General features: G+C 70.3%; 14 protein-coding genes. 10 read left to right on the top strand and 4 right to left on the bottom strand.

Annotation, left to right across the window (positions count from 1 at the left end; genetic code table 11):
- The first annotated feature begins 750 nt into the window (after positions 1–750).
- The gene (locus ACHFGS_RS07410) at positions 751–1,800 is read left to right on the top strand and encodes a glycoside hydrolase family 26 protein (protein ID WP_394278639.1); all 1,050 of its coding nucleotides are present in this window, start codon (positions 751–753) and stop codon (positions 1,798–1,800) included.
- 545 nt (positions 1,801–2,345) lie between these two features.
- Here the strand turns inward: ACHFGS_RS07410 and ACHFGS_RS07405 are convergent.
- Entirely contained in the window at positions 2,346–3,317 is a 972-nt protein-coding gene (locus tag ACHFGS_RS07405; protein ID WP_394278641.1) for a LacI family DNA-binding transcriptional regulator, read from the bottom strand.
- Between the two features lie 136 nt (positions 3,318–3,453).
- On the opposite strand from ACHFGS_RS07405, the gene ACHFGS_RS07400 reads away from it, so the two are divergent.
- The 7 genes from ACHFGS_RS07400 to ACHFGS_RS07370 all read left to right on the top strand — a co-directional run bounded on the left by ACHFGS_RS07400 (position 3,454) and on the right by ACHFGS_RS07370 (position 10,034).
- The gene (locus ACHFGS_RS07400) at positions 3,454–5,055 is read left to right on the top strand and encodes an HAD-IIIA family hydrolase (RefSeq protein WP_394278642.1); all 1,602 of its coding nucleotides are present in this window, start codon (positions 3,454–3,456) and stop codon (positions 5,053–5,055) included.
- A gap of 44 nt (positions 5,056–5,099) precedes the next feature.
- Positions 5,100–5,996 carry a cell division protein FtsQ gene (locus ACHFGS_RS07395; protein WP_394278643.1) on the top strand — a complete coding sequence of 299 codons (897 nt, stop codon included), beginning with the start codon at positions 5,100–5,102 and terminating at the stop codon, positions 5,994–5,996.
- Entirely contained in the window at positions 5,993–7,693 is a 1,701-nt protein-coding gene (locus ACHFGS_RS07390; RefSeq protein ID WP_394278644.1) for an ABC transporter ATP-binding protein, read from the top strand. The genes ACHFGS_RS07395 and ACHFGS_RS07390 overlap by 4 nt, the downstream gene beginning before the upstream one ends.
- Positions 7,693–8,517, top strand: coding sequence for an energy-coupling factor transporter transmembrane component T family protein (locus ACHFGS_RS07385; RefSeq protein WP_394278645.1), 825 nt, complete (start codon positions 7,693–7,695; stop codon positions 8,515–8,517). Before ACHFGS_RS07390 ends, ACHFGS_RS07385 begins: the two co-directional genes overlap by 1 nt.
- A gap of 214 nt (positions 8,518–8,731) precedes the next feature.
- Positions 8,732–9,157, top strand: a complete 426-nt coding sequence (locus ACHFGS_RS07380; protein ID WP_394278646.1) for a MarR family winged helix-turn-helix transcriptional regulator — start codon at positions 8,732–8,734, stop codon at positions 9,155–9,157.
- Positions 9,154–9,540 carry a hypothetical protein gene (locus ACHFGS_RS07375; protein ID WP_394278647.1) on the top strand — a complete coding sequence of 129 codons (387 nt, stop codon included), beginning with the start codon at positions 9,154–9,156 and terminating at the stop codon, positions 9,538–9,540. The genes ACHFGS_RS07380 and ACHFGS_RS07375 overlap by 4 nt, the downstream gene beginning before the upstream one ends.
- Positions 9,541–9,575: 35 nt before the next feature.
- Positions 9,576–10,034 carry a DUF3817 domain-containing protein gene (locus tag ACHFGS_RS07370; RefSeq protein ID WP_394278648.1) on the top strand — a complete coding sequence of 153 codons (459 nt, stop codon included), beginning with the start codon at positions 9,576–9,578 and terminating at the stop codon, positions 10,032–10,034.
- A gap of 153 nt (positions 10,035–10,187) precedes the next feature.
- Here ACHFGS_RS07370 and ACHFGS_RS07365 read toward each other — a convergent pair whose 3' ends face one another.
- The gene (locus ACHFGS_RS07365) at positions 10,188–11,312 is read right to left on the bottom strand and encodes a class I SAM-dependent methyltransferase (protein ID WP_394278649.1); all 1,125 of its coding nucleotides are present in this window, start codon (positions 11,310–11,312) and stop codon (positions 10,188–10,190) included.
- A gap of 66 nt (positions 11,313–11,378) precedes the next feature.
- Here ACHFGS_RS07365 and ACHFGS_RS07360 point away from each other — a divergent pair, with 66 nt between their 5' ends.
- Positions 11,379–11,768 carry a hypothetical protein gene (locus ACHFGS_RS07360; RefSeq protein WP_394278650.1) on the top strand — a complete coding sequence of 130 codons (390 nt, stop codon included), beginning with the start codon at positions 11,379–11,381 and terminating at the stop codon, positions 11,766–11,768.
- 13 nt (positions 11,769–11,781) lie between these two features.
- Here the strand turns inward: ACHFGS_RS07360 and ACHFGS_RS07355 are convergent, their stop codons facing one another.
- Both ACHFGS_RS07355 and ACHFGS_RS07350 read right to left on the bottom strand, forming a co-directional pair.
- Positions 11,782–12,651, bottom strand: a complete 870-nt coding sequence (locus ACHFGS_RS07355; RefSeq protein WP_394278651.1) for an NYN domain-containing protein — start codon at positions 12,649–12,651, stop codon at positions 11,782–11,784.
- Positions 12,652–12,663: 12 nt separating this feature from the next.
- Positions 12,664–13,644 (bottom strand): Gfo/Idh/MocA family protein, encoded by a 981-nt coding sequence (locus ACHFGS_RS07350; RefSeq protein ID WP_394289316.1) that lies wholly within the window; start codon positions 13,642–13,644, stop codon positions 12,664–12,666.
- A 57-nt stretch (positions 13,645–13,701) separates the two neighbouring features.
- On the opposite strand from ACHFGS_RS07350, the gene ACHFGS_RS07345 reads away from it, so the two are divergent.
- The coding region (locus ACHFGS_RS07345) for a M20/M25/M40 family metallo-hydrolase (protein WP_394289315.1) at positions 13,702–14,337 on the top strand (636 nt) is incomplete at its 3' end.

Below are 14,337 nucleotides of genomic sequence, written 5' to 3'. Positions count from 1 at the left end.
CACGGAAGCGATCAACGGCCGGCTCGAGCACCTCCGCGGCTCCGCCCTCGGATTCCGGAACCTCACCCACTACATCGCGAGGTCGCTACTCGAAGCCGGCGGCTTCAGACCCCACCTACACCCTTGATTCCGAAGAGCCCGGTTGACCCAACCATCAACGCGGTGGACGGTTTCGATGTCACCGGCAGCCAAAGGATCAACCGCCGATGCGGAACGGGGCCGCGCTGTCAGCCTTTTCGGTGTCGTGACGCGCTCGGGCGGCTGGTTCGGGTACCAGGTACAGGCCACCCGCGGTGTTGGCGACATGGACGAGTGCGCCAATCCATGCAGGGTTTAGTGCGAGACTACGCGATTCGTTGAACTCGGCTCGGACGTTGGTGTCAAACATGAATCTGCCCATGCTGCGACCTCCCGGTGGTCTGCGGTCCAATCGCGCTTCAGCGCCACGCTCCTCTCCCGACGAAGGGCGCACAAGGGGTGTTCCAGCTGCGCAGCGTGGGAAAGCTCACCTCCTGCCGGAACGTTGCCGCCGGACCCGCAAGCAGTGCTGCACCCGCCAAATCCCTCCGTAGCATGAGTCAGACGGCATCTCAGGACGGAAGGGTTCGACGCATGCGGCACCGACCACTCGCACTCATACTGACACCGCTCATTCTCCTCGGGTTCGTGTCGTGCACCGGGCAGTCAGCGGATCTGGAGGCTGGCGGGAGTGAGCTCGGCGAGGCTGACCTGAGCGCGTTCGCAGCGTGCGTGTCGGATGAGTTCCTCGGGGCTGACGGTGTTCACATCGGTGTGAACCTGGACTGGGGATCCGAGACTGTTGCCGACTACGCGGAGAAGCTTGGCCGGCAACCCGCGGATGTCGTTTCCTTCGTGCCGGTCCCGTGGTCGTCGGAAGAGCGTGACTGGGCGGTGCAGGCGGGTGCTCAGACGGCCGAAGCCGGCGCGGCGCACGTGCTGACGTTGGAGCCGCAGGACGGGCTGGGAGTGGTGGACGAGGCGCTCATCGAGGAGATCGTGGACCTGCTGCAAGAGATCACCCGACTGGGTGTCCCGGTTGTGGTGCGGTTCGCCCACGAAATGAATGGGTCCTGGTATGCGTGGGGGCAGCAGCCGGAGCTGTACGTCGAGACCTTCCGCAATGTGGCGACCGCGGTGCACGATCAGGTGCCGGGGGCGACGATGATGTGGGCCCCGAACTACGGGGGAGGCTACCCGTTCACGGGTGGCGCGTATGCAGCCATCCCGGGGAGTGCCGACGGACGAGTCCTGGACACCGATGACGATGGCGCCCTCTCGTCCGCCGACGATCCATACGCCCCGTATTACCCGGGCGATGAGTACGTGGACTGGGTGGGGATGTCCCTCTATCACTGGGGGTCGCGTCACCCATGGGGCGAGAACGAGATGCCCGAGCCGGGCAAGTTCGTCCAGCAGCTCCGCGGCGAATACAACGGGCTCGGCGGAGACGACACGGCCGTACCCGACTTCTACGCGGAGTACGGTGAGCGGCGGGGTAAACCGGTAGCGATCCCAGAGACTGCAGCCCTCGTCGTGGACCGCGGCGACACCCGCGCCCAGCGCCGCATTAAACAGGCCTGGGCGGAGCAGGTATTCGAACCCTCACTGCGCGAAGAGCTTCCGGCGCTGCGGATGATCAACTGGTTCGAGTGGGCGAAACACGAGCCCGAGGTCGACGACGTCGTCATCTGGTCGATGCTCGATGACACCGAGACAAGGGGCACCTACCAGGACTCCATGCCGGCATGGGCGTTGTTCGGCGACCGCACCTCCTGCTGAGGGCTGGACCAGACGACGCCTCGTCGACGGCGCCGCCCCACACCTAGCAGCGGTGCTCCTGGGTGTGGACGGTGAACGTGATTCCGAAGGCGGACCGTGTCCAGCGTGTGGCGACGGCACCGGCGCGACTTGTGCGGTGACCTGCCGTGTGCGCTCGTGCACCCGAGCATCGACCGCGGCGGCGTAGGACCCGTTCGTTCGTTCCCAAATCCGGCAGATCCGCTCACTTTCTGGCCGAGGATGACAGGAAATACCGACATCGCGCCGGTTCAGCCCATCGACGTCCCTACCGCCCGCTGCATAGCGGTCAGTAGCTTCCCGAAGCTGGCGTCGATGCCGATGAAGCAGTTCATCGGCTTCATGAATGGCGCGATCCCGCTCGAATCGCTGGAGCAGCTCATCGAGCTCAGCCACACCCCCGTAAACGCCTGATCTGAAGGGTGTGTCTGCCCGAGTCGGGCGTGAGGAACGGACTGGCGACACGTTGACTTGCCCCGCAACCGAAAGGTGATCGGTGGGCGCAGGGGCGGTTCGCTCCGACCGCGTCAGCGCGCATTCTCCGGAACGGGAGCGGTCGAGCCACGCACGATGAGGCTCGGTGGCAGCACCTCCCGGCGCGGCGGCTCACCGGCCTGCAGCCCCGCGAGTGCTGCGTACGCGCGTTCGCCGAGGAGGTGTCGCGGCTGCTCGACCGTCGTCAACGCCGGCCGCAGCCACGTCGCGAGCTGGGTGTCGTCGTAGCCCACGACGCTGAGGTGCTCGGGCACCCGCCTGCCGGAGTCGATGATCGCGCCCATCGCCTCCGCCGCGATCCGGTCGGTCGCGCAGAACACCGCCGTCACATCGAACCCGACGAGTTCCGCCACCGACCCGAGAATGAGCGGCGTGAGCCCCATCTCGGTCATCGTCTGCTCGTACGAGCTCGCCCGCTGGCGCGCGGCGACGCGTCCCGACCCGGCGACGTGCGCGATCCGCCGGTGACCGAGCCCCAGCAGATGATGCACCGCCATCCGGGCGCCCAGGCGGTCGTCGTTGCTCACCTGCGACGCCGAATCCGGCACCTCATCGGGCCGGCCGACGATGACGACCGGCGCGGCTGAGGCACGCACCGCCGCCGCCGGGATCTGACCCGTCACCGCGATGATCCCGTCGACGCCGAAGCCGCCGAGACGCTCCACACCCCTCGCGAGCAGGTCGCGGTCGCCGCGGCCGTCGACGAGTACGACTCCCACGCCGTGGCGGTCGGCGCTGGCCTCGATGCCGTGCACGACGTCGACTGCGTACCCGCGCAGGTCGCCGACGAGCACCCCCACCGATCCGCTCCGCCCGCGCACCAGCGACCGCGCCCACGGGTTCGAGCGGTACCCGAGCTCCCCGGCGACGGCCAGGATGCGTTCCCGCGTGGCATCCCCGACCCCCGCCTGCCCGCGGATCGCGAGAGAGACGAGCGACTTCGACACACCGGCGGCGTCGGCGACGTCGTAGAGCGTCGGGCGGCGGCGCGGTGAATCGGTCACCCCTCCGTCCTAGCAGGGCTGGAACGCTCCAGCGCCTTCCAGCTGGAGCGTTCCACAAGCGTTCACCGGCGGTCGACTGCCGCGTCACCCGCTCTCCCTAGCGTCGAACCACATCGCTCGACAGACAGGACCCGCCGTGCCCGACTCCGCTCTCACCGTCGCCCCTCACGCGCTCCTGCTCGACTTCGGCGGTGTCATCTTCCAGACGGCGAAGCGCCCGACCGGGCGCGACGATTTCGCCACCCGGATCGTCGAGCGCGCCGCCCGTGGCGGGTGGGAGATCGAACACGCTCGCGTCCGAGCCTCCCTCGACGCGGCGCTCACGGCGCTCCGGCATTGGAAGCACGCCTCGAGCCGCCGCCGGACGCCGCGGGAGATGACCCACCGCGAGATCGTCGCGGACTTCCTCGCCGCCGACCTGCCGGGCCCGGTGCACGCGCTCCTGGTCGCGGAGGCGGGGGAGGTGCTCGAGGAGATGAACACGACGCTCTCCGATCACGCGCTCCGCCCCGGCATCCGCGACGTCATCGCCGAGGCGACGGCCCGCGGCATCCGCTTGGGGATCGTCAGCAACGCCCATGCCGGACGCAGCCACCGCGCGATCCTCGCCGAGCACGGGCTCGACGCCGCCTTCGGCGTGCAGGTGTACAGCGACGAGGTGGGAATGCGCAAACCCCATCCCGGCATGATCGAGCTGGCAGCGACCGCGCTCGGGGTGACGCCCGCGCAGTGCTGGTACGTCGGCGACACGCAGGACCGCGACGTCGTCGCCGGGCGTCGCGCCGGCGTCGGCGGGATGATCCTCACGGCAAGCGGCCACACCGACAATCCGCCGTTCGCGGTCACGGAGACGGCGGATGCCGTGTTCCCCACGCCCGAGGGGCTGGCAGAGGTGCTGCGGTCGGCGGTGGCGCCTGCGTCGGCAGCACCCGCGGCGGCCACCGAGCCCGAGCCCACGGGGGCGCCCGTCCTGATGATCGACCACGGCGGCGTCATCTCCACCACGGTTCCGGATGCCGCGCTGCTGGACGCGTTCGCGTCGCACCTCGCCCGGCTGCTGAACGGACCCGACGAGCCCGTCGACCTCGCCCGCGCGCACCTGCTCATCGCGGAGGGGCGGGCCCGGCACGTCGAACGCAAGCGCGCGCAGCGGCAGAACCTCGCAGGCGGCGGCGCGAACCGCGAAGTCGGCGCCCTCGAGTTCTGGCGCGACCTGGTCGGCGCCGACCTCAGCGTGCGCGCTCGCGCCGTGCTGACCGCCGAAGCCGATGACCTGATGTTCCAGTACGGCCGCGCGAAGAGCCGCCGCACCCTCCGCACCGGCGTGGCGGAGCTGCTCGAGCACTGCCGCGCCGAGGGCGTCCGGGTCGTCGTGGTCTCGAACACGGTCAGCGGCCGCGCGGTGCGCGCCGAGTGCGCCGCGCACGGCATCGACCCGCTCATCGGGGCCTACGTCTGCTCCGACGAGAACGGCTACCGCAAGCCCGACCCGCGCATCGTCGAAGAAGCCCTGCGGATCACCGCCGCAGACCCCGCCCGGACCTGGTTCCTCGGCGACAAGCCACACAACGACGCCCTTGCGGCGCAGTCGATGGGCATCGCCCGTCGCGTCATCGTCCGCGGCGGCACGACCGACGACGACGCCATCGATGCGGCGGTCCGCTCCGGCGAGGTCACCGACGTGGTCTCCGAACCCGGCGACCTCATCGACCTGCTCGCCGCCCCCGCCCGCATCTGACCCGACCGCCTGGCCCGAACCCGTACCCGAAGACAGAGGACACCATGACCGACACCCGCCCCTACGAACGCACCGGAACGCTCCGCGGCATCGGCGCGCCCGGCGGAGAACTGACCACTCCGCAGAAGCTCATGATCTTCGTGCTGTCGATGGCCCTCTTCGGGCTGTCGAACATCATCCTGGAGATCATCCCCGATGTGACGCTCGGCCCCGTCGACATCTCGGTGTCGTACTTCGTCTTCGTCCCGCTGACGATGGTGGCCCTGTTCAGCCCGTTCTGGGCAGCGCTGGGTGCGCCGCTCGGCGAGATCATCTTCACCGACCTGCTCATGGGCGATTTCTCGGGTCTGGCGGAGGTGGAGGGCTTCATCCAGATGTTCCTCGCCCTGTACATCGCCGGCACGCTCATCCGCGACCCGCGCAGTCGCGGTCAGATCTGGCTTGGCGCCATCATGGTCGTCGTCATCGACAAGGTGCTGTCCGCCCTCGTCGACCTCACGAAGGTCTGGGTCGGTCTGGAGGATGCCGAATTCGTCGAGGGTCTGCCCGAGTCGATCCTCGCGATCGAAGGGATCGGTCTCGGCGTCGACCTGCTGGTGAGCGGCATCCTGTTCGGAGCCATCCCCGCCATGTGGCTGATCCCGGCCCTGCACGGCAAGATCGAGCCGCTGCTCGGCATCCGACCGCGCGTCAAGGGGGAGCCGATCCCGGGAGCGGCCCCCCGGGCCGGCTGGTTCGTGATCGCCGCGATCCTGCTGTCGATCGCCTCCTTCTTCTTCGCCTTCCTCGAGGCGTGGGACATCGCGATCGGAACGGTCGACACCGAGCTCCGCGACCAGTACGGCGACGGCTTCCTCTGGGTGAGCGTGGGCGCGATCCTCGTGCTGACCACCATCGCCATCGCGCTCTTCGCTGCACACCGTCGCCGGACCCGTCCGTGACCGACGAACCCATCATCCGGGTCGAGAACCTCTCGTTCCGCTACCCGGGCGCCACCGAGGACACGCTTCGCAACGTCTCGCTCTCGATCCACCGCGGCGACTTCGTCGCGGTGGTCGGGGGCAACGGGGCCGCCAAGACCACGCTCTGCAAGACGTTCAACGGGCTGATCCCGCACTACTGGGCGGGCGAGTTCGCGGGCTCGGTGCACGTCGACGGCGTCGACACCTACACCTCCAGCGTCGCCCACCTGTCCACCACTGTCGGGTACGTGTACCAGGACTTCCAGAACCAGCTGGTGCGTCCCACCGTTTCGGACGAGGTCGCTTTCGGCCCGCTGAACTTCGGCTGGGACGACCACGCCGAACGGGCGCAGGCGGCCCTGGGTGCGCTGGGGATCGGCGACCTCGGGGGTCGGTTCATCTGGCAGCTCTCTGGCGGCCAGGCGCACCTGACCGCGCTCGCCGGAGCCGTCGCCCTCGCCCCGGCCGTCATCATCGTCGACGAGCCGGTGGCCGAACTCGACCCCGCGCGTGCCGAGGAGATCTACGAGCGACTCACCTTCCTCAACCGCGAGCACGGCACGACCGTGATCACGATCGAGCACCACGCCGAGTTCATCGCCCGGTACGCCAAGACCGTGCTCCTCATGGCGCACGGCACTCCCGTCTGGCACCTGCCGGTCGAGGAGGCGCTGCTGCGTTCGGCGGAGCTCGAGGAGCACGGCATCCCCGCGCCGCAACCGGTCTCGGCGCTGCACCGCCTCGGCATCCGCTCCGCTCCGCGCACACCGGAGGAAGCGGCCGACGTGCTCCGAGCGCACGACGTGCACGTCGACGGGGCTGCGGTCGTCGCGGCCTCGGACAGACCCGCCGAGCGCATCGTCGCCCACGTCGAGGGCGTCTCGCACGGCTACCGCTCGGTGGGCGGCGGGATCACCCCCGTCCTCGAGGATCTCGATCTGACTCTGCACGAGGGCGACCGGGTCGCGCTCGTGGGCGGCAACGGCGCCGGCAAGTCCACGCTCATGAAGCTGCTCGCCGGCATCACCGTGGCACGGACGGGAGAGGTGACGGTCGAGGGGCGGAACACCCGAGCCGTCTCCGCGCGTCGCATGGCGGAGACGGTCGCGTATCTCCCGCAGCATCCCGAGACGATGTTCCTGCGCAGCAGTGTGCGCGAGGACGTCGCGCTGACCCCGCGCACACGGAAGACCCCCGACGCCGACCGCATCGTCGAGCAGGTGCTCGCGCGCGTGCGGCTGGAGGAGCTCGCCGACCGCGACGGGCGGATGCTCTCCGGCGGTCAGCAGCGCCGCGCGGCGCTCGCGATCGGGCTCGCGATGCGACCCCGTCTGCTGCTGCTCGACGAGCCGACCGCGAGCCTCGACGTGCGCAGCCGCGACGACGTCACGGCGATGCTCGCGGAGCTCGCCGACGCGATCTCCTGCGCCGTCGTCGCGACGCACGACATGCAGCTCGTCGCCGAATGGGCGAACCGCGTGATCGTCCTGGAAGGTGGCCGGGTGCGTGCCGATCTGACTCCGCGTGAGCTGTTCGCCCACCCCGAACTGGCGCAGACCCTCCGCCCGCCGCACATCACCCGATTGGGCACCCTGCTGGGGGTCGACCCGGTCCCGCTGTCGGTCGACGAGTTCGTCGCCGCCGTGTCGGTGCCGGTCCGGACGGCGGTCGCCTGATGGCTCGCGCGCACCACGACGTCCTGTCGGTTCAGTGGATCAAGCTGGAGCTCATCCGCACGGCGTATGCGACCCGCGGTGGACTGTTCGCCGCCATGGACCCCCGCGCCGTGGTGGTCTGGTACCTCGGCCTCGCGCTCGTGCCCTGGTTCACCCACAACGTGACCGTGCTCGCCGGGCTGTTCGTGCTCGGGGTGGTCTCCGTCGCCCTCGCCCGCGTCGGCCCGCTGATCCTCGGCCTGTTCGTGATCGGCGCGGGCTTCGAGATCCTCTACCTGTTCATCGCGGCGTGGCTCTTCGGCGGCAACCTCGACACCCTCATCGCCCTCGCGGTGCTGAACCTCAAACTCGGCGTCGTCGCCCTCGCGAGCATGGCGGCGTTCGTGTCGCTCGATCCCGAGAAGCTCTCCGACGCGCTGCTGGCGTTCCGCGCCCCGCAGATGCTCGCGTTCGGCGTCAGCTACGGCTACCGGATGCTGCCGATCCTCGTCGAGCAGCTCAGCGACGTCTTCGAGAGCTACCGCCTGCGCGTCGCGCCGCCGGAGCGGCCAGGGCTGCTGCGGTGGCGCAGCGGCATCCAATTCGTGCAGATGGCGGTGCTGTCGTTCTATCCGATCTTCCTCAACACCGCCCGGTCGGTGCGGACGACCGTCGAAGCGCTCGAGACGCGTGGCTTCACCCGATCGACGGATGCCGGGTCCTCCCGGCGCCTCCGCCTCGCCCGGCTGCGCATCACCCTGCGCGATGTCATCGTCCTCATCGTGACGGCCGTCGGGATCGTGACCGCGTTCTGCGTGGGGGAGATGTACCCGGTCTACCGCTGAGTCCGCTCACCGCAGGCCGCGCACTCGTCACGGCACCGACTCCACCGCGCCGACCCATACCCAGCAACGGTGCTCGCGGCCGGCGATCGTGACGACGATGCCGACGGCATCGGGTGTCCAGACCGGCGTCTCCTCCTCCGGACGCGCCCCGATCGTAGGGGAACCTGCGACGTCGTTGCTGACCTGGTGGCATCCGTCCTCCTAGACTCATGGCGTGGCAGAGACCGAATCCGAGGACGCACCCCGCTTCAGTCCTGTCATCGCGCTGCTCGGTGTGTCGGCCGCGTGGGAGGCGCAGCTCGCAGCGGAGCTCCGTACCCTCGGGATCTCGACCCGCAAGTTCGCCCTGCTCGGTCACATCGGCGCGGAGCCGGGCATCTCGTTCTCCGAGCTCGCCCGTCGCTCGCACATCACCGTGCAATCGGCGCATGCCGCCGTCCATACGCTCGTCAACGACGGCCTCGTCGCCGACGCCACCGCTCAAGCGGGTGCCGCGAGCGACCTCAGCGTCACGCTGAAGGGAGCGCGCGTGCTCCGGGAGGCGCGGGATCGGCTCGCGCAGCTCGACGCCTCCCTCGCCCAGGCCCTGCCCCGCGTCGCCGAATCGCTCGCCGGGATCCGCGCGGGAGTCATGGAGTGACGGTCCTTCGCACGGTGGCGCGGTGGCTGCTCGCAGGCGTGCTCGTCGGCGCGGGCGTCGGGCACCTCACGACGCTGCGGCGGGGCTTCCGGATCGCCGTCCCCGACTGGGCGACCCGGCTGCTGCGCACCGACAAGGACACGATCGTCGTCGTGTCGGGAGTCGTCGAGATCCTGCTGGGCGCCGCCCTGCTCCTGTTCCCGGGTGACCGGCGCCGAGTGGGCCTCGCGATCGCGGCGTTCTTCGTCGCGGTGCTGCCCGGCAACATCCACCAGTGGCGCACCGGACGCGACGCGCCCTTCCTCGACACCGATCGCCGCCGCTTCGTCCGGCTGTTCCTCCAGCCGGTCCTCGTCGCCTGGGCGGTGTGGGCGTCGCGCTGAGCGGCCGCCCAGCATGCTTCACCTAGCCTGAAGGGGTGTTCCGCACCCCCGCATCGCTGTATCGCGTCCTCGCCATCGCCGAGGCCTGCTCCTGGACCCTGCTGATCGCCGCGCTCATCATCCGCGCCGTCGGCGGCCCCGCCCTCGCCGTCTCCATCGGCGGTGGCATCCACGGATTCGTCTTCCTCTCGTACGGTGCGACCGCGATCCTCGTCGCCGTCCACAACCGCTGGCACCTCGGCACCGCGGCGCTCGCCGTCGCCTCCGCGGTCATCCCGTACGCGACCATCCCGGTCGAGATGTGGCTGCGCCGCAGCGGCCGCCTCGACGGCCGGTGGCGGCTGGAGGCGACCGACGATCCCCGCGACCACCGCCGCATCGACCGCCTGCTCCGCTGGTTCCTCCGCCACGCGACGCTGCTCATCGCGGTCCTCGTCGCCGCGATCGTCGCCCTCTACGTCGTTCTGCTCATCGTCGGGCCACCCGGCCGCTGACCTCCCGGGCGCTGATCTACCGGGGACCCGTGTCGGCCGTGAGGTGAAACAGCTGCACGATCGGTGGGGCTGGTGTCGTCTTCCGGGGCTCCCGAGACGACACGCGCACCAGAACTCGTGCGGTTGTATCGGCACGAGGCCGGATGCCGCGACTCAGCGGGTCGAGACCGTCACCGTGAACTTGCGGTCGCGCGCCACCTGACGGGTCGGGCCGACGAGCCGCTCGAGCACTGGCCGATACCGGAGCGCCGAGTTCCACACGCACCACAGCTCGCCGCCCGGGCGGAGGACTCGTGCCGCGTCGGCGAACAGGCGCGGCGCGAGCAGGTCGGTGACGGCCGCGCCGCTGTGGAACGGCGGGTTCAGGGCGATGAACGACACCGTTCCGTCCGGTAGTCGCGACAGGGCGTCGTCCCGAACGACCTCGACCCGGTCGGCGACCCCGTTCGCCGCCGCGGTCGCGCGCGCGGAGGCGACGGCGGCGGCTGACTGGTCCGACGCGTAGACGTGGGCCGACGGATGCCGCAGCGCCAGGTGCGCGGCGACCGCACCGGTGCCGCAGGCGAAGTCCACGAACGGATCCTCCGCCGAGCCACCGGAGGGGGCATGGGGGAGGTGCGCGAGCAGCAGGCGCGTCCCGATGTCGAGTCGGGCGCCGGCGAACGCACCGCCGAGGGCGCGCAGCTCGAGCCCGTCCTCACGGCCGGCGGCGGGCTCCGGGTCGCCGCCGCCGTGCGGCTCGCGCGCGACGAGCACGCGGGACTTCTGGCGGGCGTGCGTCACGTCGAGCCTGCCGAACACCTCCCGGAGCACGTCGTTCATCGCGAGCGTCATGTGCTTGAGACGTCCGCCGGCGAACACGACGACCTCGGGGTGGGCGTGCGCCGCAATGAGGCCGGCGATGTCGCGGAGCGCGTCGAGGGAACGCGGGAGTCGCAGCAGCACGACGCGCGCGCCGGTCAGCAGGGTCGCATCCAGCGGCATCGACCGGAAGGCGTCGGCAGCACCGAGCTCTGTCGCATTGCGTGCGAGGGCCTGCTCGCCGACGAGGGCATCCTGATGCACCCGGATGCCACGGGCTCCCGCATGCGACGCGCCCAGGGTGAGCGCCCCGTAGGCGTCGCCGATCACGACGACCTCGTCGGGACCGGTCGCAGCGAGGGCGACGGCCGCCTCGTCGAGGATCAGCCGATCGGCGGCGTCGACGGCCACGAGGCCGTCGCCCTCGGCATCCGGCCATCGGCGGAGCCGCCCGAACGGGAAAGGAGCGGCAGGCATGCCTTCCAGGGTATGGGTTCTCTGGGAACGACCCCACCCGCCTCGGCGCGCCCCCATACTCGGAGCATGAAGACTTTCGCGCGGTGGACGCTCGCAGGCGCCATGGTGTTCGCCGGACTCAGCCACCTGTTCTGGGCCCGCAAGGAGTTCCAGACTCAGGTGCCCGATCTCGTCACCGACGTGCTCCCGATCGACAAGGACGGTGTCGTCGTCGCGTCCGGCGCCGTCGAGATGATGCTCGGCGCCGCGCTCGTCGCCCTCCCGAAGGAGCGGCGCCGGGTCGGCGCGATCCTCGCGGCGTTCTTCATCGCGATCTTCCCGGGCAACATCGGCCAGGCGCTCGGCGAGAAGGAGGGCTTCCAGCTCGACAGCCCGCAGAAGCGCTGGGGTCGGCTGCTCTTCCAGCCGGTGCTCGTCGCCTGGGCGCTCTGGTCGACCTCGCCCGCCAAGCGCTGATCCGTGGCGCGCGTCAGGACGCCGCGGCCTCGACCGCTCGCACGCGCACGATGTTCGTCGACTCGTCGAGCTCGGCGATCTTCGGGTAGGCCTTCACGAAGTCCGAGAACGACCGGTGGCCGAGGCTCTTCTCGCTGAAGGAGGGGTCCATGCGCTTGAGCAGGTTCTTCACCGCCGACAGGTGCACCCATTCCTCGTCGGTGCGTTCGTGCTCGAGGCGAAGCGCGCGGGACAGCAGCTGCGCCGTCGGGTCGACCGCCTTGCGGCGGCGGCGGCCCGATGCCGGCGGAATCTCGGGGGCGGGCTCGGGGTCGGGCAGCGAGACGCCGGGAAGGGAGTCGTAGGCGTCGAACTGGTCGCATGCCGCGGCCAGTGACTTCGCGGTGGACCCCGCGACGCCGACCGCGACGACGAACCGGCCGAGGCGCTTGCATCGCTGCGCGAGCGGGACGTAGTCGCTGTCGCCGGCGACGATCACCACATGGGTGAGGTCTTCGAGCCGGAAGAGGTCTTCGACGGTGTCGACGGCGAGCCGGATGTCGGCGCCGTTCTTGGCGTAAGCCGCCGCGGGGAACAGCTGCACCAGGTCGACGGCGCGGGCGACGAGTTGCTCGCGGTAGAGGGCGTTCACCGGCGAGGACCAGTCGGCGTAAGCGCGGGTCAGCACCAGCGTGCCAAAGGATGCCGCGTAGTCCATGATCGCGCCGACGTCGATCGTCGCGGCGCCCAGGCGCTCGGCGATCTCCTTCTCATCGGGATCGGCGGCGATCCGCTGACGATCGCGCGAGTAGCTGTTCCGGCCGTGGACGCGGTCGTACCAGCTCATCACGATGTTGTCGAAGTCGAGGTAAACCGCGACGCGGGGGCTCTGGGGATCCGGCATCCCCCCAGTGTGTCAGCCTCGGGGGTAGACCACGCCGAGCTGCGCGCGGATGTCGTCGAGCGTTGCCATGATGGCCACGCTCTCCTCCATCGGGAGCAGCGCGCTGTCGGTGCGACCGGAGGCGATCAGCTCCTCTGCGTGGAGCGCCTGGAACTGCATGCCGCGACCGGAGATGTCGGAGCGGAACTCCTCGCGCACGGTGCCGTCGGGCGCGTGCACCCGGAAGGTGGTGGGCGTGTACCAGACCGCGTCGATCGAGATGCGTCCCTCGGTGCCGATGATGTGCGCCGTGTTCGGGCCCGCCGCGCGCGAGGAGGTGAGCAGCGACGCCACCGCGCCGGAGGCGTGGGTCAGCGAGATCGCCGCCTCGGTGTCGGCACCGGTCTCGCCGAGCCGCCCGACGGCGCGGACCTCCGTCGGTGCGCCGAGGATGTCCCACGCGAACGACACCGGGTAGATCCCGAGGTCGAGCAGTGCGCCGCCGCCGAGCTCGAGCGCGTTGAGGCGGTGGGTGGGGTCGTCGGAGATCTTCTGGGTGTGGTCGGCCGACAGGGCGCGGACCTCTCCGATCGCGCCGTCCGCGACGAGCTCGCGGATGCGGATCATGTGCGGCAGATACCGCGTCCACATCGCTTCCATCGCGAGCAGCCCTCGGCCTGCGGCGATGTCGCGGATCGCGACGGCTTCGTCGGCGTCGAGGGTGAGCGGCTTCTCGATGAGCACGTGCTTTCCGTGTTCAAGGGCCAGGATCGCGTTGGCACGGTGGTGGCTGTGGGGTGTCGCGATGTAGATGATGTCGACATCGGGGTCGGCGACGAGATGCTCGTACGATCCGTGCGCACGCGGGATGTCGAAGGATGCCGCGAAGTCCGCCGCCGCCTCCGCCCGCCGTGAGCCGACCGCGGTAACGGTCAGACCCGCCGTCCGCAGATCGCTCGTGAAGGCGTGGGCGATGCCGCCCGTCGCAAGGATTCCCCATCGCAGTCCGGCCATGGGGACGAGCCTAGCCCTGCCGTTCACGGAGGTCGTGCAGCCCCGTAGGCTCATGCCGTGGAACCCGATCCCGCTGCCGTCGCCGCCCTCGACCGCTTCCGTGCTCTGCTCCGACTGCCCACCGTCTCACGCGCCGACGAGGCGCTCACCGACTGGGCGCCGTTCGAGGCCTTCCGCGCCGAGGTGGAGCGCCTCTATCCGGCCACGCACCGGACGCTCGAGCGCGAGATCATCGCCGGTCATTCGCTCCTCTACCGGTGGCCGGGGTCGTCGAGCGCGGCGCCGACCGTCCTGATGGCGCACATCGACGTGGTCCCGGTCGTCGACGCCGAATGGACGCACCCGCCGTTCGGTGCCCAGATCGTCGGCGAGGGCGACGACGCGGCGGTCCACGCGCGCGGGGCGATCGACGACAAGGGGTCGCTCGTGGCGATCCTCGAGGCGATCGAGCAGCTCGCGGGGGAGGGCTTCACGCCCGTACACGACGTCTATCTGGCGTTCGGCCACAACGAGGAGACCGCTGGCAACGGCGCGCGCGCGATCGTCGCCGAGTTGCAGGCGCGCGGCGTGCGCCCGGCCCTCGTGCTCGACGAGGGAGGCGCCGTCGTCGACGGCGCCGTGCCCGGGGTCGCGGCACCCACCGCGATGATCGGCCTCGCCGAACGCGGTGTCATGACGGTGCAGCTGACCGCC

Origin of the sequence: Microbacterium sp. (assembly GCF_043427715.1) — a bacterium.
GTDB lineage: Bacteria > Actinomycetota > Actinomycetes > Actinomycetales > Microbacteriaceae > Microbacterium.
The sequence above is the reverse complement of the archived record's forward strand: the minus strand, read 5'-3'. Positions and strand labels throughout refer to the sequence as shown.